The organism is Bacillus sp. YKCMOAS1 (genome assembly GCF_030268125.1).
Taxonomy (GTDB): domain Bacteria; phylum Bacillota; class Bacilli; order Bacillales; family Bacillaceae; genus Bacillus; species Bacillus safensis.
Map to the genome: position 1 here is coordinate 765,343 of NZ_BSEI01000001.1, position 23,997 is coordinate 789,339.

Here is a 23,997-nt window from a genome sequence, read left to right on the forward strand (position 1 = left end):
ATCCCATCACTCCTATTGATAAATGACTTCTGTTTCAACTGTCAGTTCCCTAGTTTTGATTAATGTCTGGTACCAATACGCAGATGCTTTCAGCTGTCGATTTCGTTCATTTTCCAGCTGGATTTCGACTAAGCCGTAGCGGTTTTTAAAGGCATTCATCGGTGAGACATTGTCTGTAAATGCCCAAAGCATATAGCCCGTGCAATTTGATCCTTCTGCTTTCGCTTGAAGTGCCCGCTTCAAATGCTGGCTGATAAATGAAATGCGATACTGGTCATCAATGATTCCATCTTCTTTTTTAAACCGTTCTTCCTTTTCTACACCCATGCCATTTTCGGCCACAAACCACTCAATATTTCCGTATTCTTCTTTTATCCTCATCCCCATATCGTAGACAATCTTCGGGTAGATTTCCCAGCCTCTAAAAGGATTCATTTTTCTCCCTGGAAGCTCAAACATATCGTAATAATAGGATGGGTGAAAAGGCGTCCCTTCGTTCCAAGCCTTACTCGGCGCCTTGACACGATGCGGATAGTACAAATTAAGTCCGACGACATCTACCGTATGATTCTTGATGATTTGAAGCTCTTCCTCTGTGGAATCGAAAAGAATATCATGCTTTTTCAACACATCGATCAGTTCCTCTGGATACTCCCCTTTGATGGAAGGATCTAAGAACACTCGATTAAAAAACAAATCATACATACGTGCCGCTTCTTGGTCATGCGGAGCAGACGATCTTGCATACGTCACTTCTGGATTGAGAATCACCCCGATTTTGGCTCCTGCCGATTCCTTCAAACCCATCTCCTGAAACAGCTTCACCACTTTTGCTGTTGCCAGTGCTTTATGATAGTTCCACTGCATCCATTTCTTCGTATTTTGCTCATACGGATATCGGATGGCATCTAGATAAACACGTGTCTGGACAACAATCGGTTCATTAAAACTAAACCAATGTTTGACCCGGTCCCCGTAGCGCTCAAACACTTTTTCTGCATAGAGAACAAACAGATCGACGACATGCTTTGATGACCATCCGCCGTACTTCTCAAGCAAAACGGCAGGAAGCTCATAATGCTCTAAGCAAAACATCGGCTCTACACCTGCTGCGATTAATTCATTGATCAGATTATCAATGTAACGAGCATAGGCCTCATCCACTATCCCATTCTCGTAATCTATGAGAAATCTCGACCAATTGATCGATGTCCTGTAATGTGTCAGTCCAATCTCTTTCATTAAGGCTACATCTTCATGATAGCGCTCGTAAAAGTTCGTCGCACCAGCTGGCCCATAGCCTTCGTGCCACACGTGATACCCTTCCTTATACCATAAATCGATGTACGAGTCCTGATGCGCCCTCTTTCCCTTCCAGCCCTCCGTCTGCCATGCAGAAGCCGCAGCACCTAGGATAAAATCTCTTGGAATCTCAATGCTGTTCATGTCGCCGCCTCCCTTTTCTTCTTCTGAATGTTTATTCTGAATCTGGTGCTGCTTCTGGCTTGCGATTAGACAAGAGAACAAACGGTAAATAGATGAAAACAGCAACCACAATACAGATAAGCTGTGTGATGACAGCTCCCATGCTGCCAGCAGTGGACAGCCATGCATTCACAAGCGGCGGTGTCGTCCACGGCACCATCACGACCGCTTTTCCAGCGAATCCTGTAGCCGTCGCAATATAACCAATCGTACCTGTCACAAGCGGTGTGACGATAAATGGGATCGCCATCACAGGGTTTAGCATGACGGGTAATCCAAAAATAACGGGTTCATTGATGTTGAATAGTCCGGGTCCTGATGAGAGCTTGGCAATGCTTCGCATCTCTTCCCTTCTCCCAGCAATAAAAATCGCAATCAAAAGACCAATTGTCACACCTGAACCACCGATGCTCATATACACATCCCAAAACGGCATCGTGATAATATTCGGGATCTCTTTTCCCTCTTGAAATGCTGTCATATTCACTGCAATCGATCCTAATAAGAGCGGCTCCCGGATCGGCTTAATCATCTGGTTGCCATGGATGCCGATCACCCAGAAAAATTGTGCCACAAACATCAACGTTAAAATCCCTGGCAGCCCCTGCACAACACTTTCTAGCGGACGCTGCACCACGTTATACACTGCTTCATGCAAATAAATGCCTGTCACACGATGAAATGCAAACCCGAATGAACTAATGATCGTAATTGTAATGATAGAAGGAAAAAGTGATGAAAAAGACGTTGCCACATTCGACGGAACCGAATCTGGCATCTTGATTTGCAGCCATTTCACCTCAGTCAGCTTACAGAAGATTTCCACAGATACGATCGCAATGATCATCCCTAAAAATAAGCTTTTTGGATCGGAAAATTGTCTTGCCAACACGTCTACAACCTCACGCATCGATCCATCAACTTCAAGAAGAAGTGTGGTTGGAATAACGGATATAAATGAAATCAACGCCATCAATCCTGGGAACAGCGACTTGTGCCCGTTGATTTTCCCAAGCTCAATCCCAATGAGGAACACAGCCCCAATGGTTAAAAAGTTCAGCGTGGCATAATTGATTGCCTTCATAATAGGCTGAAGCTCTGCTAAAAACCTGAATATCTCAAAATGAGCAAGCCCTGTTTCCGGGCTCATGATCATATTTGCCACCAGTACAGCAAAAGCTCCTGTAATGATGATCGGCATCAGTGTGACAAATGCCTGTTTAATCGCCATAATATATTTCTGATTGGTGATGCGATAAGCCACATGCCCCATGACATCTGCCGCTTTCTCCTTGAAGCTCATGATCCGTCTCCCCCTTTGCACAAACTCGTGATCATCCTCCTTTTTGATGTTATTTTAAAAGCGCTTTCATTAACATCTAATCTTTTTCCTCACAGATGCGGAAATGGGTGTCTCGTTTTTTCATTTGGCTGCTCCAATACTTGAAGAGCTGCTGTCAATTCTTCAAATGAAGAGGCTTTGATGAGCTGCTCCACCACTTCCTTCCGTTCTGTCAGCCGTACAAGAAATTGATAAAGCGACTGTAATTCTTTTTGATACGTCTTCTGGATGCTTAACAAGCAAACGACTTGTACTCGATCTTCTCCCCACAGCACCGGCTTTTTTAACGTACAGATTGCACAAAACGTATCGTCTGTTGCCGGCTTAATTGGATGAGGAATCGCAACCAAATGACCGAAAGATGTGGGTGACACTTGCTCTCTTTCTAGCAATAATTGTTCAAACTCGTCTGGGATTCGATGCTGCTTCTTTAACACGTTCACGAAAAATTGAAGAACCTCTTCCCTTGATTGAAGGTCTTGCTGAAAAAATGTCAGCGCCGGACTCACATACCGTAAAACCCCTGTATCCTGTGAATTTTGCACAAATCGTTTCAGCCGGACAATATCATCGTCACTTAGAATCGTATGTACATCAATTACTGGTACCGGCAATGTATTCTGTAGCGGAATGGTACTAATAATAAAATCAATGCTTCTCAAATCATATGAAGGAAGTTCCCCGACACTTGCAGTTCCAGCGATCTCCAGCCTTCCGCTAAAAGCCGCCGTGAGCTTATGAAGAAGAAGCTGACTGCTGGCGACACCCGTCGCACACACAATAAGACATGTCTTTCTCACATGCTGTGATTTTGTCCGCTCGATTGCAGCTCCAATATGAAGTGCCAAATATCCGATTTCATCCTCAGGAATCTCAACACCCTCTTTTTCCTTCAGCCACCTGCCCATATAAACACCCGCCTCAAACGCAATGGGATAGTGCCTTTTAATGTCTGGTAAATAGGGATTTCGAATATTCATATCGTATCTAAAACGATGAATGGCGGAACGCAAATGAAGACTTAAACCAACGATCAGCTCCTTATCAAACTGAATATCAAGTGACATATGCTCCTCCACATAAGCAAGCAATTGGTGAGTGAAACGAAAATGATCTTCGTCCAGCAGATGAAATAGCGTATGGCCAGCCTCTCCATATGCCATCATCTTTGCCCCCATTAAGTGAATTGCGATGTACGCCATTTCAGATAACGGAAAATCAATCGCTAATACGCGGCGAATATCTTCTGTCATTTGTTGAGCTATTTGGAAAACTGGCTGCACTTGAATTTCTCTCAATTCCGCTTCTGGCATCTTAACCAGCTTTTTTTCTTCTATTCGTTTGCATGCGATGGCAATATGGGTCACTAAATTACTTAAACCGATTTCTGATAAATGAAGCCCGGTGGCTTTTGTACGTGAACGCACGATGTCCTGAATCAGTTGATACGTTTCTTCAGGTAACAGTGCAGAGTTCGCTTGATCCTGCTGAAACACATGCTCTGCCATACAATATCTTAATTTCATTTCATCGCCTGTCAGACGCAGTCCATATTTAGGGCGGTGCGATATAGAAAGTCCATGCAATGAAAACAAATGCCTGACAGCTTTTAAATCATTTTTCACTGTGGATTCACTCACAAATAATTCCTCTGCCAATCCCTCTAATTTGATATAGTCTTCTGACAGAAGCAGTCTTTTCAATAGATAAGCCACGCGGTCCTCAGGCTGATTGGGAATGAATTGTTCCTTTTTCTCATTTCTTTCTCTCAATGATTTTTTCAAAAATGTACGAAATGCCCCATAATCTTCAACGCTCAATGTATACCCTGCCCCGCGTTTAATATGTAGTGCGGCACCATGTTCTTCTAAAAAATTTTTAAGCGCTTTCATATCTGTTCGGATGGTTCGTGATGTGACTCCGATCACACGGGCAATTTCTTCACTTGTCAGTTCCTGCTCCGCTTGCATCAATCGTTTCAGAAGCTCCTCCTGACGTAGAGACAGCATGGGCTCTCCTCCCTTGGCATTTACTTTTGCCTATCATCATAAACGAAAATAGAACTCTTTGCCCAGTTTTTCTTTCAAATCGGGAACCTGGATATGGCTCATTCGTATGAATATGAAACTAGAGGAGGGATGCATTATGGGTACTTTTATGTTTTTTGTCATTATCATATTAGCTTCTTTAGGAGCCATCGTTGCCAGCTTGTTCACACCAAAGGATAAACGTGCATCTGCTAAGCGTTCTGCACATCATAATTCAACGACAAGTACATATACTGATTCGTATACCCATCACGCTTCTGATGCCTCCTGCGGGAGTGATTCAGGTGATAGCGGCGGTGGTGGATGTGACTAAACAAAAAAACAGCCGCCCTTTTATGAGACGGCTGTTTCGTTTATGGTTTTAAAGAGCTTTCCAGCCCCGTTCAATCAAATGTTTAACATCCTTTGCAAAATCCTCGCCCTTTTCCATCACGTCCTGAGCTCTTCCTGCAAAATTACTGGCAACGGCCAGCTCCATTTTTTTCAATTCAAAGTGTAAGATTTTTTGGTCAATCTCTGTCATATATTTTTCATATTCATCGTTGACGATGTCGTGCATCACGCTGTAAGCGTCTTTTCGGTGGCGATGAAAGTCGGTTCCTCTCTCGCCTTTCCATGACGAATCTAGAGCAGGCTTCTTGATTTCTTTGATATCTGACTGGGCAAGATCTTGTTCTGTTCGAATATTGCTTTTGGCTGTCTTTAACCGAGAGATCATTTCGTCAAATTCTGCACGTTTGTTCTCAATTCCCATATGCAGATGGTGCAGCATCTCGGATAAACTCATGTCATCCACCTCTATCTGACCTCATACGAAAGCACGGCGTGAGCACCTTTGGAAACCATCGACTCACTTGATTTTTCCAATCCTGACATTTCTATCGTTCTGCTTTCATTAAGTATAGTATAAGGTGAAAAGCCTCAGGCTTAAATAGGGAAAAGGTGTCCTTTTAGTGACGTGTTTGGAAGAAAAACGGAATAATACAAGGTCTTACACCCCGAATTTTATATGAGTCTTTTTAACTATAATTACATCATGTAAATGATATCCATAAATAAAAGCGATTGTGCTGACTATTTTGCAGCAATCGCTTCGTCTTGTTCTTTTAATGTTTTCACGTTAGAACGTGTATCCTGAACATTCTTCATTAAAGCTTCTTTAAAGTTTGAAACCATTTCGCTTACCTCTGCTTCACGTGCCGTCCACTTGGTTACAAATTCAAGACTGTTTTCACCTGCTTTATCTGCTGCTTTTTTCATCGCTAAAGCTTCGACTGCTTGGGAGACTTCATCTAGTTTATCCATGACTGTTTGGTAGTTTAACTTAATTTGTCCCATTGTGATATCCTCCAGATTTGTTCAGCATGAAGCTCGCTTACAAGCTGCTCCATGCTTTTGAGATCAAGCGTTTTGCGTCCTCTACTGCGTCTTCTCCTTTTTCAGCAAGGCGTGCGGCGTCTCCAGCTAAGGAACTGGCAAAGGATAACGCAGCTTGTTCTGCTTCTAATGTACTGATTTTGAATTCGATACGGCTCACGTAACGTGGGTATTTATCATTCACGATCGTTTGTAGCGCATCATGTGCATCATTTCGGTCTGTTTTGAAATCCTGGCTTCGCTCACCTTTCCAAGAGGTCCCAAGCTTTGGCTGCTTGATTTGCTTTAAATCTGTTTCTGCCGCATCTTGTTCACGTTCAACCTTGCTTTTCGCCTTTTTGAGCCGAGCGATTTTCTCTTCAATTTCTGCTTTTTTATTTGAAATGCCACCGTTAAGGGCAGACAGCATATCCGATAAGCTCATATGGGTTCCTCCTCCTGTCAAAAAATAAAAACGCTGCTTAGAGTCCCTCTAAACGAGCGTAAGGTGAATAGCACTTTTTCCAATATTGTTATTATAAGGTTCAAAGACTCATGTTTGAATAGGGATTTGTGCCCTTTTTATGGGATAAATATGCTTTCGCTCTGCTTCACACTCCCCCTTTTGACCTCTTTTATAGGAGGTCTAAATTCCTGTTCGTTTGCTATATGTCACATATAGTCTCTCGGTCCTAGGACAAACAAAGCCGCCCCGTGCAGGAGCGGCTTTTGCAAACGGCTTATGAGGCCGATTCTTCTCTTTCTTGTTGATCTTTCACGTACCAAATGAATTTACCTGTATATCCGTAAATGATCGCAAGACCAATGGCGACAAAGCTCAACCACATAAATGGTAAATAAGAGAATGTCGATACGCCAAGAATTCCTGCCATGTAAATACCGTTATCTGACCATGGAACCATACCTGAGGTCATTGTTCCACCAACCTCAGCGTTCCTAGATAGGACACGTCTGTCTATTTTTAATTTATCATAGCTTTTTTCCATAATTTTCGGTGTGAGGATTAATGAAACATACATCGCACAGCCAAAAATGTTTGCGAAGAACGCAACAACCAGTGTAGATAGGGTGACATTTCCTGCATTATATAATTTCTTCTCGAAAGTAGCGACAATAACTTTTAAAACACCTAGATATTCAAGCACTCCACCAAAACCCAGTCCAAGAATAATCACCACTAAAGATCCAAGCATATTTACAATACCGCCACGATTTAACAGCGTATTTAAGAAATCTACATCTGAATTAATAGAGAAGCCATTGTATGCTGATCCAATCGCATCTGCTGGATTCATTCCTTGGAAAGCCATGGCCCATATCGATCCTAAAAGAGCACCAGTAGCAATAACAGGCAATGAAGGTTTCTTAAATACGAGCAGTAAGACAACCACTACTGCTGGGATGACCATCCAAATGTTGATTGTGAATGTATCATGAAGAGCATCTTTCAAAAATTCTACTTTACCTTGATCAATGTTGCGTCCTCCATACATAAAGCCTGTAACCGTAAACATAATCGCTGTAATCACAAAGGCCGGTATGGATAAAACCATCATTGCTCGAACATGCGCCAGCACGTCCACTTTTGAAAGAGAAGAAGCGAGCACTGTACTATCTGATAATGGGGATAATTTATCTCCGAAATAAGCACCAGATAGGACGGCCCCTGCAACGATCGGAAGTGGAATACCTAGGCCTTCACCAATTGCGATCATCGCAATCCCAGCCGTTCCAACCGTACCCCAAGAAGTTCCTGTTGCAACGGACATGATTGCACAGATAACAAGCGTAGCTAATAAGAAAATATTAGGATGAATAAACTCTAAACCGTAGTAAATTAACGTTGGTACAACTCCGCCGGCAATCCATGTTCCTACAAGTGCACCTACTGCAATTAAAATTAAAACAGCTTCTAAACCATTCGATATCCCTTTTGTGATTGCATTTTGAAGATCCTTATAAGAATGACCCAATCGAATACCCAACGCAATAACCATAAACCATGAGATAAACAATGCTAGCTGAATATCTAATTTGAAGTAAAGAGTAAATGATAAAACAATTGCTAAAAACAAGCCAAGTACAGCTACGACTTCTAAAATAGATGGTAGACGTGGTGTTTTCATTGTGTTTCCTCCCTTTGTGCGTGCGTTAAGCGTTTTCAAAATATTGTGAAAAAAAGTGTGTCAATTCGAAAGAAAGTGAATTGCCTGTTTTTTCTCTTTTTCACAGGCAATTCCACATATTAATAAAATAAAATTTTTGATAATATTATCGCTCTAGGAGCTCTGCACCCGCAATGCCAGGCTTTGTCATCTCAAATGGATTTAAGATAATATCAAGTTCTTCTTCCGTTAAAACATCGTTCTGCAAGCAAAGATCTCTGATCGATTGACCTGTTAAAATGGCTTCTCTTGCAATTCTAGCGGCTGCTTCATAGCCTAAGTGAGGGTTCACGGCAGTGATTACGCCTGCACTTTTTTCTACATATTCTTTCAAACGTATTTCATTTGCTTCAATGTCCACTAAGCAATGATCTGTGAATGAGCGGAATCCGTTATTCATTATACTAATAGACTGAAGCAAGTTAAAGACCAAAACTGGCTCCATCACATTTAACTCAAGCTGGCCTGCTTCAGAGGCAAGACAGATCGTGTGGTCGTTCCCAATGACCTGGAATGCGATTTGGTTAATGAGCTCTGCCATGACTGGATTGACTTTCCCAGGCATAATAGATGATCCAGGCTGACGGGCTGGCAATGCAATTTCAGCAAGACCTGCACGCGGACCAGATGCCATTAAGCGAAGGTCATTGGCAATCTTAGACATGTTCATCATACATACTTTTAAAGCGGCGGATACTTCTGTGTAAGCATCTGTATTTTGCGTTGCATCCACGAGATGCTCTGCGCCTACAAGAGGAAGACCCGAAATATCAGCGAGCTTTTTCACCACGATCTCAATATAACGAGGATCTGCGTTTAAGCCCGTCCCAACAGCTGTCGCACCCATATTGACTTCATATAAATGCTGCTTCGATTGGTTGATCCGCTTAATATCACGGCTCAGCACACGGCTGTAAGCTTCAAACTCCTGTCCCAAACGGATTGGAACAGCATCCTGCAAGTGCGTACGACCCATTTTGATCACATGATCGAATTCTTTTGCTTTCTTTTTGAAGACGTCCTGCATGGCTTGCATCGTTTCAAGCAGAATGTCTAACTGCTTGAGCACAGCAATATGGATCGCCGTTGGGAATGAGTCATTCGTTGATTGCGACATATTCACATGTGTGTTTGGGCTTAAATGGATGTATTCACCCTTTTGATGTCCCATGATTTCTAATGCTCTGTTTCCAATCACTTCATTGGCATTCATATTCATGGACGTTCCTGCGCCGCCTTGAATTGGATCGACAATAAAGTACTCGTGAAGCTTGCCTTCAATGACTTCGTCAGACGCTTGAACGATGGCATTTCCAATTCCCTCATATAAACGTCCGACTTCCATATTGGCTTGAGCTGCTGCTTTTTTCACGATGGCAAAGGCTCTGATTAGTTCCTCGTGCATCCGATATCCTGTAATCGGGAAATTCTCTTTCGCACGAAGGGTTTGAACCCCATAATACACGTCTGCTGGAATTTCTTTTTCTCCAAGAAAATCCTTCTCATAGCGATAAGTTGCTTGAACCATCTCTTATGACCTGCTTTCTATAGAATAGTTAAATCACTAAATCTTCAGCGATTGGCGTTTCCATAATCTTTTTGACTTCTCTTGGATCTGTTGTTTTGCCTAGTGCCCACATCAGTTTCGGCACGATAGCTTCTGTATTCATATTTCTTGAACGTGCCACCAATTCTTGATTGATCTTGCGTCCTACCTCATACACACTCATGTCTTCGCCTTCTTCAAGACACTGAGTGGTGATGACAACAGAAATGCCTTCTTCCAGCAATTCGTTGATCTTTTCTAAAAGGTTTCTTCCTTCGAAAGGAATTCCGCCGCTGCCGTAGCTTTCAATGACAACGCCTTTGTACATGCTTTTGACTGCATCTAAAAACTCAGGCTTAAGGCCTGGGTGCAATTTTAACAGACACACATCTGTGTTCAAGGATGCATCTAATTTAAGCGGTTTCATTGGTGTTCTTTTTACTTTGCTATTGTATTCAATTTGATGGTTTTCAATTGATGCAATATATGGGTAGTTAATGCTTTCAAATGCATCATAGCTTTTCGTTCTTAGCTTGATCGCACGTGTTCCTTGGATGACTCTGCCATCAAACACGACATACACGCCGCCAACACCGTCACATGCAAAACGAATCGCATCTGTGATGTTTTTCTTCGCATCTGTTTTCTTAAAAGTAATCGGAATTTGTGAACCTGTAATTACGATCGGCTTATCAGGATTTTGCAGCATATAAGACAGCGCTGCTGATGTATAGGCCATTGTATCGGTTCCGTGAGTCACGACAAACCCGTCATACTGATCATAATTCTCATAAATGGCTGTTGCGATATCAACCCAGTATTCAGGCTGCATATTTGTACTATCTATACTCATTAGGGACTTTGTGTCCATTGTATATTCTGCATTAATTTCGTTTAAATAGCTCAAAAGATCCTCAGCTTTAACACCTGGAGCTAATCCATTTTCACTCTCTACAGATGCTATCGTCCCACCAGTCGTTAAAAGCAATAATTTCTTCAACAGGTCCACCTCTTTCGTAAAATTACTTCGTTTGTCACACATATTATAAGCTAGCTTGTGCTATTCTATAATATACGCTTTACGCGTACCTTCATTGCCATTATAGTCACATAACGCGAATTAATCAAGAAATTGTTACGCATAACGCGTACATTCTATGCCAAAATATGATATACTGTTGTTGTAAATAAAGGAGCGTTCATGTATGATACTCGATCGTTTAACCACTCTTAGAAAAAAGAAAAAATGGTCTCTCCAGCATACGGCAGATCGCCTAGGTATCGCCAAAAGCACCTATGCCGGTTACGAATCTGGGTACCGACGACCTTCGCTTGAAGCAGTGAAGCTGCTGGCTGATTTGTATGATACGTCCATTGATTTTTTACTTGGTAGAACGGACGAGCCAGAGATACAACGCAAAATCTCTGATATCAAAATTGAACTGACGGAAGCAAAAGAAGGAACCATTCATGTAGACGGCGTTCCCCTAAATGATGAAGAAATCAAACAGCTTGTTGCCTTTATTCGGGCGAAAAACACTCTAAAAGTATAAACACAGAAAAGAGAGGCACCTATCAAACAGGTGCCTCTCTTTCCTTTTCCAATCTCAATATGGAGAAGACAGCTGGCTTAATTCCTCTAGCCGCCGCTTCGCTTCTTCTTTATTAAAAGAACTATAATAGCGATAATTCTCCTCATCTAAGATGCGGTAGTGCTGACTAAGTACATTTTGCTGAAGGCGAAACGTGCCTTTTTTGACAGCCGTCCTCCACCAAACCTTTCCGCCAATCGTACGCTCAACTGATAGATGTAATTCATCATGTGCCACAACTTCCAAAATCTCAAGCGGGTCATCCCCTAGTGTCCCTTTCAGAATGTCACTATCTCTGAATAATGCACATACGGCCGCGGATTGCGTCCAATTGAGACGCAGCCTGTTTTTTTCAACCTGCTGTAAATGCCGTTTCGATAGACCAAGTACCTCTGCCATGCGATCCTGCGTATAATCCTTTTCTTTTCGAATCCGTGCCATTTGTTCTGTGACGAGGTCGATTACCATCTCTTTATCCATATCTCATCACCTCTCCGAGTGTTCAGTCTTTACTGACATCATACACGATTTTTTCGAAAAAGTGGCGCCTCATCCTATAGAATTCTGACAAAAACAGCTTAGTCGGTCTTCTCTTCTCCCTGGCCATGCTGCTGTCTCCAATTTTCTTGGGCTGCCTGATGTAAATATGGATAGATCTCCTGTTTGACGGTCTGCTCAAATACTTCTTCATCTAAAATGCTGTACGCCGGAATTTTGATCAATTTCCCATCTACTTTCTGAATGAGCACATCCATAAAAAGAAATCCTCTTATACTGTAACGATGCCTGTGCATGTCGATTGATTGAATATCTTGAAAAGGAATTGTTCGCTCCCGGTGCAGCACAGCACCATTCTCTCCGCGCTGAATGCGAAAAATCACATTTCCCCTCTTCGTAAAAGCAGGCAAAATCATCAAAAAGGAGATCCAGCCATAGACAATACCTAATAGTCCGCCTAAAAATAAAAACAATGTATAGTTCGATTCAAATGTAAGAGCTTCTGAAAATAACCAAATACCGATGATACCGAAGCCGCCCGTTGCTAAGAATGCCCATACTCTTAAAAAAGGTCTGCTCCTTACTTCTATTACTTCACTTGGATTCAAGCGTCATTCTCCTTTTCTCCATTAGAATATAGAACGGAACCCGTCTCGATGAGCCGTCTCAATGCGAAATTGATTTTCTTTTACTCCTGATACAAGCCAAGATCGGTTCTCACCTGGAATGACAAATATCATCGACTCCACATCAGGCGTATTATTTTTGTCATAGACGACCTTCATGAGGGAATCCATCTTTCCTTTTCTCTTCTGTACATCAGAAACAAATGCCTTCACGAGCTCTTGATTCTCTGCTTGATTCAGAAAGGATGGCCACTCATTTTTTGCTTCACTTGCTTGCTCTAACAGCATTTCAAATTCCTCCGCCTGGAGACTGATGACAGGTTCAGGGTGATCATTCATCTGTATGTTGAAAAAGGCTGTCACTTGCTCTTCTGCCTGCTGATCGCCGCTCAGTTTACGAATCTGATGCACTTGTTGATCATAAAGCGTATGATGCGCATATACACCCGCCTGAGTTGTGTGAAAGGAGGTGCTGACTTCTTCATCTAAATCTCCAAATCTAGACGCCTTGACGGTGTAAGAGGCATCATTCATCGCCTGGATGAAATGACGGTATTCCGCTTTATAACGGTATTGTCTGTTTCGAAATTCCAGTACACCTTTTGCGAGCAAAGAACGGCACGCAATTTCAAATAAAAACCCAAGGCGCTCATCCTCAACATCAGGATAATACGCTTCCTTTAAGGACATGCCTTGTTCAAAATAGCCTTCACTGTAAAAACTAAAGATGAGTTCCTCAATACTTAGACTTAGCTGATCCAACTTGATCTCTCCTTATCCAAAAGAAAATGCACCCTTAAAGAAATCGCCTGCACCCTTTATGAGCGAATCTGCGGTTTCTTTTGTTTTTTCTATCCCTTTATGTATCACCTGATTTGCCTGATCAATGGTATCATTGACTGCTTTCACACCTTGCCCCGCCAGTTCGAATGCTTTTTTCCCTTTATCCACGACCGCATGAATCGGGTCCTTTAATTTCACTGCCATCTGTTCAGCAAAACCGGATGTCAGCTTGGCGACTTTTTCTCCAATAAATCCACCTACCGCTGAACCAATGGCTCCGCCAACAACGGTACCAATCGGGCCTGCGAAGCTTCCTAGAGCGCCGCCGACAACGGCACCTGCGACAGAACCGCCAGCGATAAAGACCGTATTGTTCACTGCATTTCCAACAGCTTTTGCATTTTCACGCTTAAGAACTTCTGGCTGATCACCGAATTCTGCATAGTTCTCGGCAATTTTCAATCCACAGCCCACTGTTTCTGTTGCACCAGTGACAACTGTTGCAATGATGGCATTTCCTTTCGCAAACCTTGCACCATTTTTCAGAACAGACTTGATCGCAGCTGTGTCCTTCCAATTAATACTTCCTTTTGTAAAATCACGGACACTGTTTGTGAACGCAACTGTATCGTCAGGATAAAATTTTGTGAATTTCTTATGGACCAAGTCAGCCATCGGCCAGTTCGATCGTTTTAATAATTCTTTTTTACTCAGCCAAATCCTTGCTAACCGGTCAAATCTCGTTCCTTCTACCCGGCTGGTCAGATCAAGCAGCAGCTTCGAATGCTGCGCTGCATATCGGCCATTTTCTTTAATGAAGGTCGTCATCCCAAGCCCGTAATATTTCGCCTGCATCATCACGATACCTGCTAAGCTCGTGAGTGTACCATATTGATCATAGATGCTGTACAATTTCCGCAATATATCATCTGCTTCGACCATTTTATCTGTTGCATGACGAATGGCAATATCATCGCTGCTCAATTTGCTGATTAACGCTTGTCCTGCTCCCCATGCATCCCCGACACCAGAAAAACAGCTTCTATACCGAGGATCGCAGCCTAAAATCAGCCCGTCCAGTTCACTATGTAAATCGCGGTGCTTCGTTTCAATGGCTGACAGCTCGCCTACAAAATCATTCGCCAGCCCTGTCAGCTGATCTGGATCAACCACAATGTCACGCGCCATCACATCATCTCCCTTCTCTGTTTCTTTCTCTCCGTTCTTCTCGTCTCTTTCGCTCAAGCTCTTCCATTCTGGCAATTTCAGCTTTACGCTCCTCAATTTTGACCGCTGCATCCCGCAGTTCCTGACTTGTTTCAAGCAAATCCTTTTCAAATTGATCATAGCGTGCCGTTGTTTCTTCAAAGCTTTGATCAAATTTATCTCTTGCTTCTCCCTGCCAGCCTGATCCTACTGCCTTCAGCCGATTCTCCAGCAGCTGCTTTGACTGCCGAATCTCATCAGCCGCTTCCTGAAACTTTTGAGCGAGTGCCAGCGTTTGACTAGAATCCAACTTTCGCACCCCTTTCTCCCAATTTAACGTACAAATGGATGATTTTATATGTCCTCATTATAAATAAAAAGACACCCAAAAAAATCACCCTAAAGAACCATTCAGCACATCACCTAATGAAAGTAGGCCTTTTTCCTCTCTAATTGCCAGAGAAAGCCTTTCTTGTTATGAAGCGCATTCAAGACGTGATAAAATGGACGTATTCTACAAAAGGAGTGACGTATAGATGAAAGAGGAAATGATCCAGCGTTTCACAAGTTATGTGAAGGTAGATACGCAGTCAGATGCAGAAAAGGAAAGTTGCCCATCTACTGAAGGACAATTGAACCTGGCGAGACAGCTTGTTGAAGAAATGAAATCCATCGGGATTCAAGAAGTGACAATGGATGAAAACGGCTATGTCATGGGAACGATCCCATCTAACACAGACAAAGACGTGCCGACTATTGGCTTTTTGGCTCATATCGACACAGCCACTGACTTCACCGGCAAAAATGTAAAACCGCAGCTTCATGAGAACTATCAAGGCGGCGACATTACCTTAAATGAAGATCTACATATCGTTTTATCTCCACAACAGTTTCCAAATTTACAAAAGTACCAAGGACATACGCTGATCACAACAGATGGCACTACCCTGCTTGGTGCAGATAACAAAGCTGGTATCGCAGAAATTATGACAGCTATGCATTACCTAATTGAACACCCAGACATTAAGCATGGAAAAATCCGCGTCGCTTTTACGCCAGATGAAGAGATTGGCAGAGGGCCGCACAAGTTTGATGTTGATGCCTTTGGCGCTTCCTATGCGTACACAATTGACGGCGGACCGCTTGGCGAGCTGCAATATGAAAGCTTTAACGCAGCAGGTGCGAAAGTATCCATTAAAGGAAACAACGTCCACCCAGGAACAGCTAAGGACAAAATGGTCAGCGCTGCGAAAATCGGGATGCTCTTTCACAACAAACTTCCTTCTGACGAATCTCCGGAGTATACAGAAGGCTACGAAGGCTTTTTCCACCTGACGAAATTTGTAGGAGAAGTAGAAGAGGCGGAGCTGCAATATATTATCCGTGATTTTGATAAAGAGAAATTCAACAATCGCAAGGCATTGTTTGAAAAAATAGCAAATGACTTAAAAGCCACCTACGGAGAAAACAGCATCACCCTCAGCATTCAGGATCAATATTATAATATGAGAGAAAAAATTGAGCCGGTGAAACATATTGTAGACATTGCTCATGAAGCTATGGAAAATCGCTCAGTCACACCGGTCATTGAACCAATCCGCGGCGGCACAGATGGCTCCCAGCTTTCATATAAAGGTCTACCAACGCCAAACATCTTTACTGGCGGGGAAAACTTCCACGGTAAATATGAATTTATTTCCGTTGAAAACATGGTGAAAGCAACCGAAGTTATCGTTGAAATTGCCCGTTTATTTGAAGAAAAAGCATAGACATGTTTACAACCGTTCCTGTTCGGGAACGGTTTTTTAATAAAAGTTTACAATTTTCTGAAACTTTTATGACACTTATTCGTACTAATAGAGACAACCCCAGAAAAAATTCTTCTTGACGAGTGAAATAACTGGAAATATAATAGTTAAAAACAACCAGTATTTTAGACCTAAAATAGCAGATCGAATGAACCTTAAGGACTAAACCGATTCTGCTGCTTATTTTCAGTTATAAACATCACTCACCCTGTCTACACTTAAAGAATAGGATGAATTGGAGGAATGTCATATGATGATTTTATTGATTATCGCTTCACTTTGCTGCTACTTACTATTCTCTTTCAAAAAAGATAACCGCACCCAAAAAAGAAAAAGCGCAGAGCTTTCGGAGTTTGAAATCTTTCGTATGCGCCGCCACTACAACGGAAAACGCCGTCACCCACTAAACGAAGCACCTAAACAAGTATAAATCCAAATAAAAGAGCCTCTTGAGGGGCTCTTTTTGTTTGCATAAACAGCAAAAAACGACCAGATTCAGTGGTCGTTTTTCTTTTTATTTATATACCTTCGCAGGAACTTGAATCATAGGAATTCCAACATAATAAGGTGAAATTTCATATGGCTGGAAGACAACAGCAATTCCCTTTTTCGTGAAGTAATACTGTGTGTTGTAGTTGATTTCAATGTCACTTTTTTTCAGGTTCGCATAGAATTTGCTTTTATGTTTCTTTGTGTAGTTATAAATATAATCTCTTACTTTCGTACGCTTTTTCTTTGTTTTCACAACGTCAGTCAAGAACAGCTGCTTTGTTTTTTTCTTTGTTAACACATAGTTCATGCTGGAAACCATTGTGTCTCCGTGCATGCTGCCATCATTCATGTAGTCATAGTTTAAGATACTTAGTTTCTTCCCATTGTTAAATTTCGTTTTAAACGATCTCTCGTACGTGATCTTCCCAAAGCCTTCCTTTTTCGCTTCGTCCTTTAAAAACAAGTAAGTAGAATAAGAGAATGCAATATCTTCTTTTAAATCACGATTGATGGTTTTCATATGCGCCTTGCTTAGGTTTTTCACCTGTGCATATTTGAACGTTTTTTTCTTTTTATAATAGTGTGTGCTTACTTTTGCTTTTTTTGCTTGTTTGGCATCGGCAGATCCAACTGGCGCAAACAAGGAAACAATCAGTGAGAAAATAAGCAGGCTGATCGTTAGGCCTTTTTTCATTGTCATAGTAAAAACCCCCATTTTTGTCTATTACCAAATGAGTATACCATGACAAAAGAACCAAAAGAAGTATTTTTTCCATATTATTCTTCATTTTTCCACATCTGGTTTGTTTACCGTTTTCATAAGTTCCTGTATGCTTAATGTAGAATGCTAGATGAAGTGTGGTGTTTATCATAGAAGAGAATATTTTTAGTCACATTCGGACGACGTTTCATAGTTTGTCCCCAACCCAGAAAAAGATTGCCAATTACATTTTACAAAACCCTCAGAAAGTTGTGCTTCATTCTATCAGTGCACTCGCTGCTGAATGCAGCACAAGTGAAACGACGATCTTTCGTTTTCTAAGAAAAATTGGCTATGAATCATATCAAGTGTTTCGTGTCCATGTCGCACAGGATATCGCGACCAATACACCTCAATCCATATACGGCGAGATCGAGGCATCCGATAGTGTAGCTGACATTAAGCATAAGGTCATAGAGTTAACAACAAACTCTATTCAAGATATGAAGCATATTTTAGAGGATCATGCCGTCACACAATTCATTGAACACATGAAACAGGCACATAAAACCGTCTTTTTTGGAGCAGGTGCATCCAGCTTTATTGCTGGTGATGCTTATCATAAGTTCCTGCAGCTTGGTTTTGAAGTGAGCCTCTGCAGTGATCCGCATATGATGAATATGATTGCAACACACGCCACGGAACACGATTTTATCGTCGCAATCTCCCATTCAGGAGAAAGCAGAGAAATTCTTGACGCCGTACAGTTTGCAAAAGAAAAAGGGGCAAGGATTGCTTCTATTACCAGCTATCCGAAATCTGAGCTCGCAAAACGGTCTGATTTTCATCTGCTTAGCTCTTCCAGAGAGACAACCTATCGATCGGACTCCATGATCTCCCGTATCAACCAGCTTGTGATCATTGATGTACTATACGTTGCTGCTGTTTTAGAGCTAGGATCAAATGCCATTGAAAACGTGAAACGATCTAGATTAGCTGTAGCTAAAAATAAAACATGAACACAAAAGACCGGAGCTGATTCCGGTCTTTTTTTGTGACTTTTTTCATATTTTCCGTTGACACGTTCCTATCACGTCATGTAGATTAAATGAACAATAGTTTATTTCCTACTATTAAATTTAAAAGATAGTATATATACTAACACAAATAAAAGAAAGCGCTTTTTGTAAGGGTTTTCTATATAGGAGGCGGACAACGTGACAAAGAAGATTGGATTTATTGGACTAGGTATTATGGGAAAACCTATGGCACTCAATCTATTAAAAGCCGGTCATACTTTAACGGTTTTTGACCTAAATGAGGAAGCGATTCGATCGTTACAGAAAGCCGGAGCAAAAGGTGCTGTTTCAGCAGCTGAGGCAGCTTCTGAAAGCGATATCATCATCACAATGCTTCCTAAAGGAGAGCATGTAGAGGCAGTCGTTTCAGGTGATCAAGGCATTTTAACGACAGCCGCACCTGGCACTGTCATCGTAGATATGAGCTCAATTTCTCCTGTAACCTCTAGGGCTTTAGCTGCTCTTGCCAAACAGCATCAGGTGGAATTTATCGATGCACCTGTCAGCGGCGGAGAACCGAAGGCAATAGACGGAACACTTGCCATCATGGCTGGCGGCGAAGAATCCATCTTTGAGCAAGTGAAGGATGTCCTGCTTGCAATGGGCACTGAGGTCGTATTAGTTGGACCGAATGGAAGCGGAACAACAGCAAAGCTTGCCAATCAAATCATCGTCAACTTAAATATTGCGGCCATGTCCGAGGCGCTCGTTCTAGCTGCTAAATCAGGCATTGCCATTGATAAGATGTATGAAGCCATCCGCGGCGGACTTGCAGGAAGTGCCGTTCTCGACGCAAAAGTCCCCCTCATCTTAGAACGAAATTTTGAACCTGGCGGACGCATCGACATCAACTTGAAGGATTTAACCAATGTCATGGAAACTGCTCATGATATCGGTGTTCCTCTTCCGCTTTCTAGTCAGCTGCTTGAAATCTTCCACGCCCTCAAAGCAGACGGAAAATCCGGGCTTGATCATGGCGGCATCGTTCAATATTACGAGAAAATGGCTCATGTCGAAGTAAAGAAAGGATGAGATGGTCATGAAGCAAAGTACTGACATATTGAATGCCATTCCAAAAGCAGATTCAAAGGCCATTCAATCAGCATACGAACAAGCACTGAGCGGCTTTCAGCATAAAGTCATTGTATTAGACGATGATCCAACAGGGATTCAAACCGTACATGGCGTCTCTGTTTTCACCGATTGGTCAGAAGAAAGCATTGAGGCTGGTTTTCTTGAAGACAGCCGCATGTTCTTTATTTTGACCAATTCACGCAGTATGACAGAAAAAGAAACTGCCGCTGCGCACGAAACAATTGCTACAACCATTGTAAAGGTGGCTGAACGGCTTAATCAGGAATTCATCATTGTCAGCCGAGGAGATTCTACTCTTCGCGGACACTTTCCGCTTGAAACTGAAGTACTCAAAACGACCATTGAACAGCAAAGCTCCCGCCAGTTCGATGGAGAAATCCTTTTTCCTTTTTTCCAAGAAGGCGGACGCTTTACGATCGACAATATTCATTACGTACAGGAAGGACACGAATTAATTCCTGCTGGTGACACAGAATTTGCACGAGACCGTACATTCGGCTTTCAATCCTCTCATCTAGGAGAATGGATTGAAGAAAAGTCAGAGGGATTGTTCACAAAAGAGAACACGACCTACATTTCGTTAGCTGATCTGCGGGCTTTACGCATCGATCCAATCAAACAACAGCTCATGGGTGTGAAGGATTTCAAAAAGGTGGTTGTAAACGCAGTGGACTATGACGATGTCAAAGTCTTTGTCACCGCTCTCATTGAAGCCATTCAAGCAGGACAGCAGCTGATGTTCAGAAGTGCGGCGGCGCTCACAAAAGTACTTGGCGGTATAGGGGATCACGCCTTATTAACAAGAGGTGACTTGATACAAGAAGAAAGCCCTCATGGTGGTCTCATTATGATCGGTTCTCATGTGAAAAAAACAACAGAACAATTACAAGCGCTTGAGCAAAATAAAGAGATGGCTTTTATTGAATTTAATACCCACCTCGTGTTAGAGCCTGATGCCTTTCGCAAAGAAATTGACCGTGTCATTCAGCAAACTGAAGCACTGTTGGTAGCAGGTCAATCTGTGGCTGTTTATACAAAAAGAGAACGGCTTGATCTTGGGGATGATCGCCAAGAGGAAGAATTAAAGCTCTCTGTACAGATTAGTGATGCTGTGACAAGTATTGTCCAGCGCCTCACCATTCGTCCTAAGTATCTCATTGCCAAAGGCGGAATCACTTCCAGTGATATTGGGACAAGAGGACTTAGCGTGAGACGTGCGACCGTGGCAGGTCAAATCAAACCAGGGATCCCTGTTTGGCAAACAGGAGAAGAAAGTAAATTCCCTTTCATGTCTTATGTGATTTTCCCGGGAAACGTTGGGTCAAAGGATACGTTAAAAGAAGCTGTAGACATACTTGAAGGATAAGGCATAGGGGGTGTCTGCGCCCCCTTATGCACCACAAAGGAGGAAAGATCATGTCGTTAGTGTTTATTGGACTTGGCGTTTTGTTATTGCTTTTACTCATGGTTGTCTTTAAGTTAAACGCTTTCATTTCTTTGATTATTGTCTCTTTAATTGTTGCTGTGTTAGAAGGGATGACACCACTAGAAGCGATTGCTTCCGTCGAAAAAGGACTTGGCAGTACGCTCGGACACCTGGCACTCGTTCTCGGTTTTGGAGCGATGCTTGGGAAATTGATGGCTGATTCTGGCGGTGCTCAGCGTATCGCGATGACACTCATTGACCGATTTGGCATCGGAAAAATCCAATGGGCGACGATGCTAACTGGATTTGTGATTGGAATTGCTCTATTTTATGAAACCGGATTCATTATTTTAATTCCATTAGTCTTTACGATCGCTCAGGCTGCAAGACTTCCTGTGCTGTATGTGGGCATGCCGCTTGTCGCTGCTCTCATCACCACACATGGCTTCCTCCCTCCTCACCCAGGGCCGACTGCCATTGCGAATGTCTTTCAAGCAAACATGGGACAAACCTTATTGGTTGGGATTATTTTAGCGATTCCTGCTGTTTTAGTAGGTGGACTTCTGTTTACAAAACTATTTAAAAAAGACCAGTTGCACGCACATATTCCAAAGAACTTATTTAATCCAAAGGAATTCACAGAAGAAGAAATGCCTAGCTTCGGCATTAGCATTTTCACCGCTGTTTTGCCTGTATTGCTTATGACTTTCAGAGCATTTTTAGAAATTTTCTTCCCTTCCTCCCCATTGCTGCCTACCGCTGAGTTTTTAGGCGAACCGGCGATTGCACTATTAATCTCAGTGCTGCTTGCCATCTACACGTTTGGGCTTGGAAGAGGAAAGAGCATGCAGGACGTGATGAAGTCCATCACGGATTCTATCGGCTCTATTGCTATGATTTTATTAATTATTGCGGGCGGAGGCGCCTTTAAACAGGTGCTCATTGATAGCGGCGTCGATCAATACATTGCAGGGATCATGCAAGGAAGCACACTTTCTCCCCTGCTTCTGACTTGGCTCATTGCTGCTGTCCTTCGTGTCTCTTTAGGATCTGCGACTGTCGCCGGTCTCACGGCGGCTGGCATTTCTGCACCACTGATTGGCCTGACGGGTGTCAGCCCTGAATTAATGGTGATCGCAACAGGTGCCGGCAGTATCACGTTCTCTCATGTGAATGATGCAGGTTTCTGGATTTATAAAGAATACTTTAACCTATCAATGGCTCAAACCTTTAAAACGTGGACATTGATGGTCACCGTGCTTTCACTTGTCGGACTAGCTGGTGTTCTTGTTGCTGATTTGTTCATGTAGGAAATTAAATTGTAAAAACCATTGACTTTTCCTCGAAAAGGTTGAATAATTGTGTTTATTAAGAAAATTGAATCAAAAGGTAACCTTATTAAGAGTGGTGGAGGGACTGGCCCTGTGAAACCCGGCAACCGCTGTTCCTAGGAACAGAATGGTGCTAATTCCTTAAGCAAGCAGATGCTTGTTTGAAGATAAGGCAGAGTTCTCACAGTATATGATGCTCTTCCTTATCCAAGGAAGAGCTTTTTTATTTGTTATTTAACCTGAAGAAAGAAGGGATTCAGCATGACACAAGTACAAACCATTGGAAAGAAAACAACGAAACCGCCATTCCGCGCAGATCAAGTAGGAAGTTTACTTCGTTCAGAGCGCATCAAGGAAGCACGCAAGCAAAAAGCAGATGGTACGCTGACAGCAGAGCAGCTCCGACAAATTGAAAACGAAGAAATTACACGTATTGTAGAGAAGCAAAAAGAAATTGGGTTAGAGGTTGTCACAGATGGTGAGTTCAGACGTGCATGGTGGCATTTTGACTTTCTTGAAGGACTCGATGGGGTTGAAGGATTTGAAGCAGATCAAGGCATTCAATTTCATAACACAACGACAAAAGCTAGAGGTATCAAGGTAACAGGCAAGATCGATTTTACAGATCATCCAATGCTGGAGGATTATCGTTTCCTGCACAGCATCGCTGGTGATCATACAGCTAAAATGACGATTCCAAGTCCGAATATGCTATTTTTCCGTGGAAAGCTTGAAGAAGGGGTGTATGACAGCTTAGAGGAATTCCACCATGATGTGGCACAGGCGTATAAGAAAGCCATCCGTGCTTTTTATGATGCAGGCTGCCGCTACTTGCAGCTGGACGATACAGCATGGGCGGTGTTCTTTTCTGAAAAAGGCCACGAACAAATCAAAGCCTTTGGCCGTGAAGAAGATGAACTTCGTGAGTCGTTTGCGAAGACAATCAATGAAGCTGTTGCCGAACGCCCAGAGGATTTGGTGATTACTATGCACATTTGCCGCGGTAACTTTAAATCAACTTGGGCTGCTGAAGGTGGTTACGAAGCAGCGGCAGAAACAATTTTCGCCGGCTTAGATCTTGATGGTCTCTTTTTAGAATTCGACGACGATCGTTCTGGCGGATTTGAGCCCCTTCGATATGTGAAGAACCCAAACCTTCAAATCGTACTAGGCCTTGTCACTTCAAAATACGGTGAGCTTGAGCCAGTTGAACAGATTAAAAAACGCATTGAGGAAGCGGCTCAATATGTGGACATTAACCAAATTTGTTTGAGTCCACAATGCGGATTCGCCTCAACAGAGGAAGGCAACCTGTTAACAGAAGAGCAGCAATGGGAAAAGCTGCGTCATGTGATTGAGATTGCAGATCAAGTGTGGACTTCGTAGTCCCTCAAAGGA

24 protein-coding genes and 1 riboswitch are annotated in these 23,997 nt (G+C 42.5%); of the genes, 9 read left to right on the top strand and 15 right to left on the bottom strand.

Going from position 1 to position 23,997, the window contains the following annotated elements:
• Positions 1–12 precede the first annotated feature (12 nt).
• The 3 genes from QSJ46_RS03955 to QSJ46_RS03965 all read right to left on the bottom strand — a co-directional run bounded on the left by QSJ46_RS03955 (position 13) and on the right by QSJ46_RS03965 (position 4,836).
• Positions 13–1,446 carry a glycoside hydrolase family 1 protein gene (locus tag QSJ46_RS03955; RefSeq protein ID WP_212039558.1) on the bottom strand — a complete coding sequence of 478 codons (1,434 nt, stop codon included), beginning with the start codon at positions 1,444–1,446 and terminating at the stop codon, positions 13–15.
• Between the two features lie 31 nt (positions 1,447–1,477).
• Positions 1,478–2,788 carry a PTS sugar transporter subunit IIC gene (locus QSJ46_RS03960; RefSeq protein WP_039182533.1) on the bottom strand — a complete coding sequence of 437 codons (1,311 nt, stop codon included), beginning with the start codon at positions 2,786–2,788 and terminating at the stop codon, positions 1,478–1,480.
• A gap of 89 nt (positions 2,789–2,877) precedes the next feature.
• Entirely contained in the window at positions 2,878–4,836 is a 1,959-nt protein-coding gene (locus tag QSJ46_RS03965) for a BglG family transcription antiterminator (RefSeq protein WP_285604308.1), read from the bottom strand.
• Between the two features lie 136 nt (positions 4,837–4,972).
• Here QSJ46_RS03965 and QSJ46_RS03970 point away from each other — a divergent pair, with 136 nt between their 5' ends.
• Positions 4,973–5,188 carry a hypothetical protein gene (locus tag QSJ46_RS03970; protein WP_235436031.1) on the top strand — a complete coding sequence of 72 codons (216 nt, stop codon included), beginning with the start codon at positions 4,973–4,975 and terminating at the stop codon, positions 5,186–5,188.
• Between the two features lie 48 nt (positions 5,189–5,236).
• Here QSJ46_RS03970 and QSJ46_RS03975 read toward each other — a convergent pair whose 3' ends face one another.
• The 6 genes from QSJ46_RS03975 to QSJ46_RS04000 form a co-directional block, all read right to left on the bottom strand.
• Positions 5,237–5,662 carry a YwqH-like family protein gene (locus tag QSJ46_RS03975; RefSeq protein ID WP_285604309.1) on the bottom strand — a complete coding sequence of 142 codons (426 nt, stop codon included), beginning with the start codon at positions 5,660–5,662 and terminating at the stop codon, positions 5,237–5,239.
• 287 nt (positions 5,663–5,949) lie between these two features.
• Positions 5,950–6,213, bottom strand: a complete 264-nt coding sequence (locus QSJ46_RS03980; RefSeq protein ID WP_047202934.1) for a YwqI/YxiC family protein — start codon at positions 6,211–6,213, stop codon at positions 5,950–5,952.
• 37 nt (positions 6,214–6,250) lie between these two features.
• On the bottom strand, positions 6,251–6,676 hold the full coding sequence (locus QSJ46_RS03985; RefSeq protein WP_251180927.1) for a YwqH-like family protein: 426 nt from the start codon (positions 6,674–6,676) through the stop codon (positions 6,251–6,253).
• Positions 6,677–6,971: 295 nt separating this feature from the next.
• A complete protein-coding gene (gene nhaC / locus QSJ46_RS03990) occupies positions 6,972–8,378 on the bottom strand; it encodes a Na+/H+ antiporter NhaC (RefSeq protein WP_285604310.1) in 1,407 nt (468 codons plus the stop codon).
• Positions 8,379–8,523: 145 nt separating this feature from the next.
• On the bottom strand, positions 8,524–9,945 hold the full coding sequence (gene aspA, locus QSJ46_RS03995) for an aspartate ammonia-lyase (protein ID WP_039182553.1): 1,422 nt from the start codon (positions 9,943–9,945) through the stop codon (positions 8,524–8,526).
• A gap of 28 nt (positions 9,946–9,973) precedes the next feature.
• The gene (locus tag QSJ46_RS04000) at positions 9,974–10,963 is read right to left on the bottom strand and encodes an asparaginase (RefSeq protein WP_024427527.1); all 990 of its coding nucleotides are present in this window, start codon (positions 10,961–10,963) and stop codon (positions 9,974–9,976) included.
• A gap of 205 nt (positions 10,964–11,168) precedes the next feature.
• Between QSJ46_RS04000 and QSJ46_RS04005 the strand changes: the two genes are divergently transcribed.
• Complete coding sequence (locus tag QSJ46_RS04005; protein WP_039182556.1) at positions 11,169–11,516, top strand: helix-turn-helix domain-containing protein; 348 nt, start codon at positions 11,169–11,171, stop codon at positions 11,514–11,516.
• Between the two features lie 54 nt (positions 11,517–11,570).
• Here QSJ46_RS04005 and QSJ46_RS04010 read toward each other — a convergent pair whose 3' ends face one another.
• From QSJ46_RS04010 to QSJ46_RS04030, 5 genes are all read right to left on the bottom strand, one after another.
• Positions 11,571–12,035 carry a helix-turn-helix domain-containing protein gene (locus tag QSJ46_RS04010; protein WP_039182560.1) on the bottom strand — a complete coding sequence of 155 codons (465 nt, stop codon included), beginning with the start codon at positions 12,033–12,035 and terminating at the stop codon, positions 11,571–11,573.
• Between the two features lie 98 nt (positions 12,036–12,133).
• Positions 12,134–12,661 (bottom strand): YfjD family protein, encoded by a 528-nt coding sequence (locus QSJ46_RS04015; RefSeq protein ID WP_285604311.1) that lies wholly within the window; start codon positions 12,659–12,661, stop codon positions 12,134–12,136.
• Positions 12,662–12,682: 21 nt separating this feature from the next.
• On the bottom strand, positions 12,683–13,441 hold the full coding sequence (locus QSJ46_RS04020; protein WP_047202932.1) for a hypothetical protein: 759 nt from the start codon (positions 13,439–13,441) through the stop codon (positions 12,683–12,685).
• 12 nt (positions 13,442–13,453) lie between these two features.
• Positions 13,454–14,650, bottom strand: coding sequence for a DUF6861 domain-containing protein (locus tag QSJ46_RS04025; RefSeq protein WP_024427531.1), 1,197 nt, complete (start codon positions 14,648–14,650; stop codon positions 13,454–13,456).
• A 4-nt stretch (positions 14,651–14,654) separates the two neighbouring features.
• Positions 14,655–14,978 (bottom strand): WXG100 family type VII secretion target, encoded by a 324-nt coding sequence (locus tag QSJ46_RS04030; protein ID WP_024427532.1) that lies wholly within the window; start codon positions 14,976–14,978, stop codon positions 14,655–14,657.
• 226 nt (positions 14,979–15,204) lie between these two features.
• On the opposite strand from QSJ46_RS04030, the gene pepT reads away from it, so the two are divergent.
• Complete coding sequence (pepT, locus tag QSJ46_RS04035; protein ID WP_047202931.1) at positions 15,205–16,437, top strand: peptidase T; 1,233 nt, start codon at positions 15,205–15,207, stop codon at positions 16,435–16,437.
• 289 nt (positions 16,438–16,726) lie between these two features.
• Positions 16,727–16,906 (top strand): hypothetical protein, encoded by a 180-nt coding sequence (locus QSJ46_RS04040; RefSeq protein WP_039182574.1) that lies wholly within the window; start codon positions 16,727–16,729, stop codon positions 16,904–16,906.
• Between the two features lie 84 nt (positions 16,907–16,990).
• Here QSJ46_RS04040 and QSJ46_RS04045 read toward each other — a convergent pair whose 3' ends face one another.
• Positions 16,991–17,668, bottom strand: a complete 678-nt coding sequence (locus QSJ46_RS04045; RefSeq protein WP_039182576.1) for a DUF3298 and DUF4163 domain-containing protein — start codon at positions 17,666–17,668, stop codon at positions 16,991–16,993.
• A 161-nt stretch (positions 17,669–17,829) separates the two neighbouring features.
• Between QSJ46_RS04045 and QSJ46_RS04050 the strand changes: the two genes are divergently transcribed.
• From QSJ46_RS04050 to QSJ46_RS04070, 5 genes are all read left to right on the top strand, one after another.
• Positions 17,830–18,687, top strand: coding sequence for a MurR/RpiR family transcriptional regulator (locus QSJ46_RS04050; protein ID WP_285604312.1), 858 nt, complete (start codon positions 17,830–17,832; stop codon positions 18,685–18,687).
• A 198-nt stretch (positions 18,688–18,885) separates the two neighbouring features.
• A complete protein-coding gene (garR, locus tag QSJ46_RS04055) occupies positions 18,886–19,779 on the top strand; it encodes a 2-hydroxy-3-oxopropionate reductase (RefSeq protein ID WP_047202929.1) in 894 nt (297 codons plus the stop codon).
• 7 nt (positions 19,780–19,786) lie between these two features.
• Entirely contained in the window at positions 19,787–21,208 is a 1,422-nt protein-coding gene (locus tag QSJ46_RS04060; protein ID WP_285604313.1) for a four-carbon acid sugar kinase family protein, read from the top strand.
• A gap of 50 nt (positions 21,209–21,258) precedes the next feature.
• The gene (locus QSJ46_RS04065) at positions 21,259–22,578 is read left to right on the top strand and encodes a gluconate:H+ symporter (protein ID WP_024423918.1); all 1,320 of its coding nucleotides are present in this window, start codon (positions 21,259–21,261) and stop codon (positions 22,576–22,578) included.
• Positions 22,579–22,660: 82 nt separating this feature from the next.
• Positions 22,661–22,773: riboswitch (SAM riboswitch) on the top strand.
• A gap of 87 nt (positions 22,774–22,860) precedes the next feature.
• Positions 22,861–23,985, top strand: coding sequence for a 5-methyltetrahydropteroyltriglutamate--homocysteine S-methyltransferase (locus QSJ46_RS04070; RefSeq protein WP_285604314.1), 1,125 nt, complete (start codon positions 22,861–22,863; stop codon positions 23,983–23,985).
• Positions 23,986–23,997 lie beyond the last annotated feature (12 nt).

What these genes read in the sequence shown, in the direction of transcription:
- QSJ46_RS03985 (WP_251180927.1), bottom strand. Translation starts at nt 6,676, where the DNA reads ATGAGCTTATCGGATATGCTGTCTGCCCTTAACGGTGGCATTTCAAAT.
- QSJ46_RS04070 (WP_285604314.1), top strand. Translation starts at nt 22,861, where the DNA reads ATGACACAAGTACAAACCATTGGAAAGAAAACAACGAAACCGCCATTC.
- pepT (WP_047202931.1), top strand. Translation starts at nt 15,205, where the DNA reads ATGAAAGAGGAAATGATCCAGCGTTTCACAAGTTATGTGAAGGTAGAT.
- aspA (WP_039182553.1), bottom strand. Translation starts at nt 9,945, where the DNA reads ATGGTTCAAGCAACTTATCGCTATGAGAAGGATTTTCTTGGAGAAAAA.
- QSJ46_RS04065 (WP_024423918.1), top strand. Translation starts at nt 21,259, where the DNA reads ATGTCGTTAGTGTTTATTGGACTTGGCGTTTTGTTATTGCTTTTACTC.
- QSJ46_RS03960 (WP_039182533.1), bottom strand. Translation starts at nt 2,788, where the DNA reads ATGAGCTTCAAGGAGAAAGCGGCAGATGTCATGGGGCATGTGGCTTAT.
- QSJ46_RS03980 (WP_047202934.1), bottom strand. Translation starts at nt 6,213, where the DNA reads ATGGGACAAATTAAGTTAAACTACCAAACAGTCATGGATAAACTAGAT.
- QSJ46_RS04025 (WP_024427531.1), bottom strand. Translation starts at nt 14,650, where the DNA reads ATGGCGCGTGACATTGTGGTTGATCCAGATCAGCTGACAGGGCTGGCG.
- QSJ46_RS03955 (WP_212039558.1), bottom strand. Translation starts at nt 1,446, where the DNA reads ATGAACAGCATTGAGATTCCAAGAGATTTTATCCTAGGTGCTGCGGCT.
- QSJ46_RS04045 (WP_039182576.1), bottom strand. Translation starts at nt 17,668, where the DNA reads ATGACAATGAAAAAAGGCCTAACGATCAGCCTGCTTATTTTCTCACTG.
- QSJ46_RS03970 (WP_235436031.1), top strand. Translation starts at nt 4,973, where the DNA reads ATGGGTACTTTTATGTTTTTTGTCATTATCATATTAGCTTCTTTAGGA.
- nhaC (WP_285604310.1), bottom strand. Translation starts at nt 8,378, where the DNA reads ATGAAAACACCACGTCTACCATCTATTTTAGAAGTCGTAGCTGTACTT.
- QSJ46_RS04060 (WP_285604313.1), top strand. Translation starts at nt 19,787, where the DNA reads ATGAAGCAAAGTACTGACATATTGAATGCCATTCCAAAAGCAGATTCA.
- QSJ46_RS04005 (WP_039182556.1), top strand. Translation starts at nt 11,169, where the DNA reads ATGATACTCGATCGTTTAACCACTCTTAGAAAAAAGAAAAAATGGTCT.
- QSJ46_RS04040 (WP_039182574.1), top strand. Translation starts at nt 16,727, where the DNA reads ATGATGATTTTATTGATTATCGCTTCACTTTGCTGCTACTTACTATTC.
- QSJ46_RS03965 (WP_285604308.1), bottom strand. Translation starts at nt 4,836, where the DNA reads ATGCTGTCTCTACGTCAGGAGGAGCTTCTGAAACGATTGATGCAAGCG.
- QSJ46_RS03975 (WP_285604309.1), bottom strand. Translation starts at nt 5,662, where the DNA reads ATGAGTTTATCCGAGATGCTGCACCATCTGCATATGGGAATTGAGAAC.
- QSJ46_RS04010 (WP_039182560.1), bottom strand. Translation starts at nt 12,035, where the DNA reads ATGGATAAAGAGATGGTAATCGACCTCGTCACAGAACAAATGGCACGG.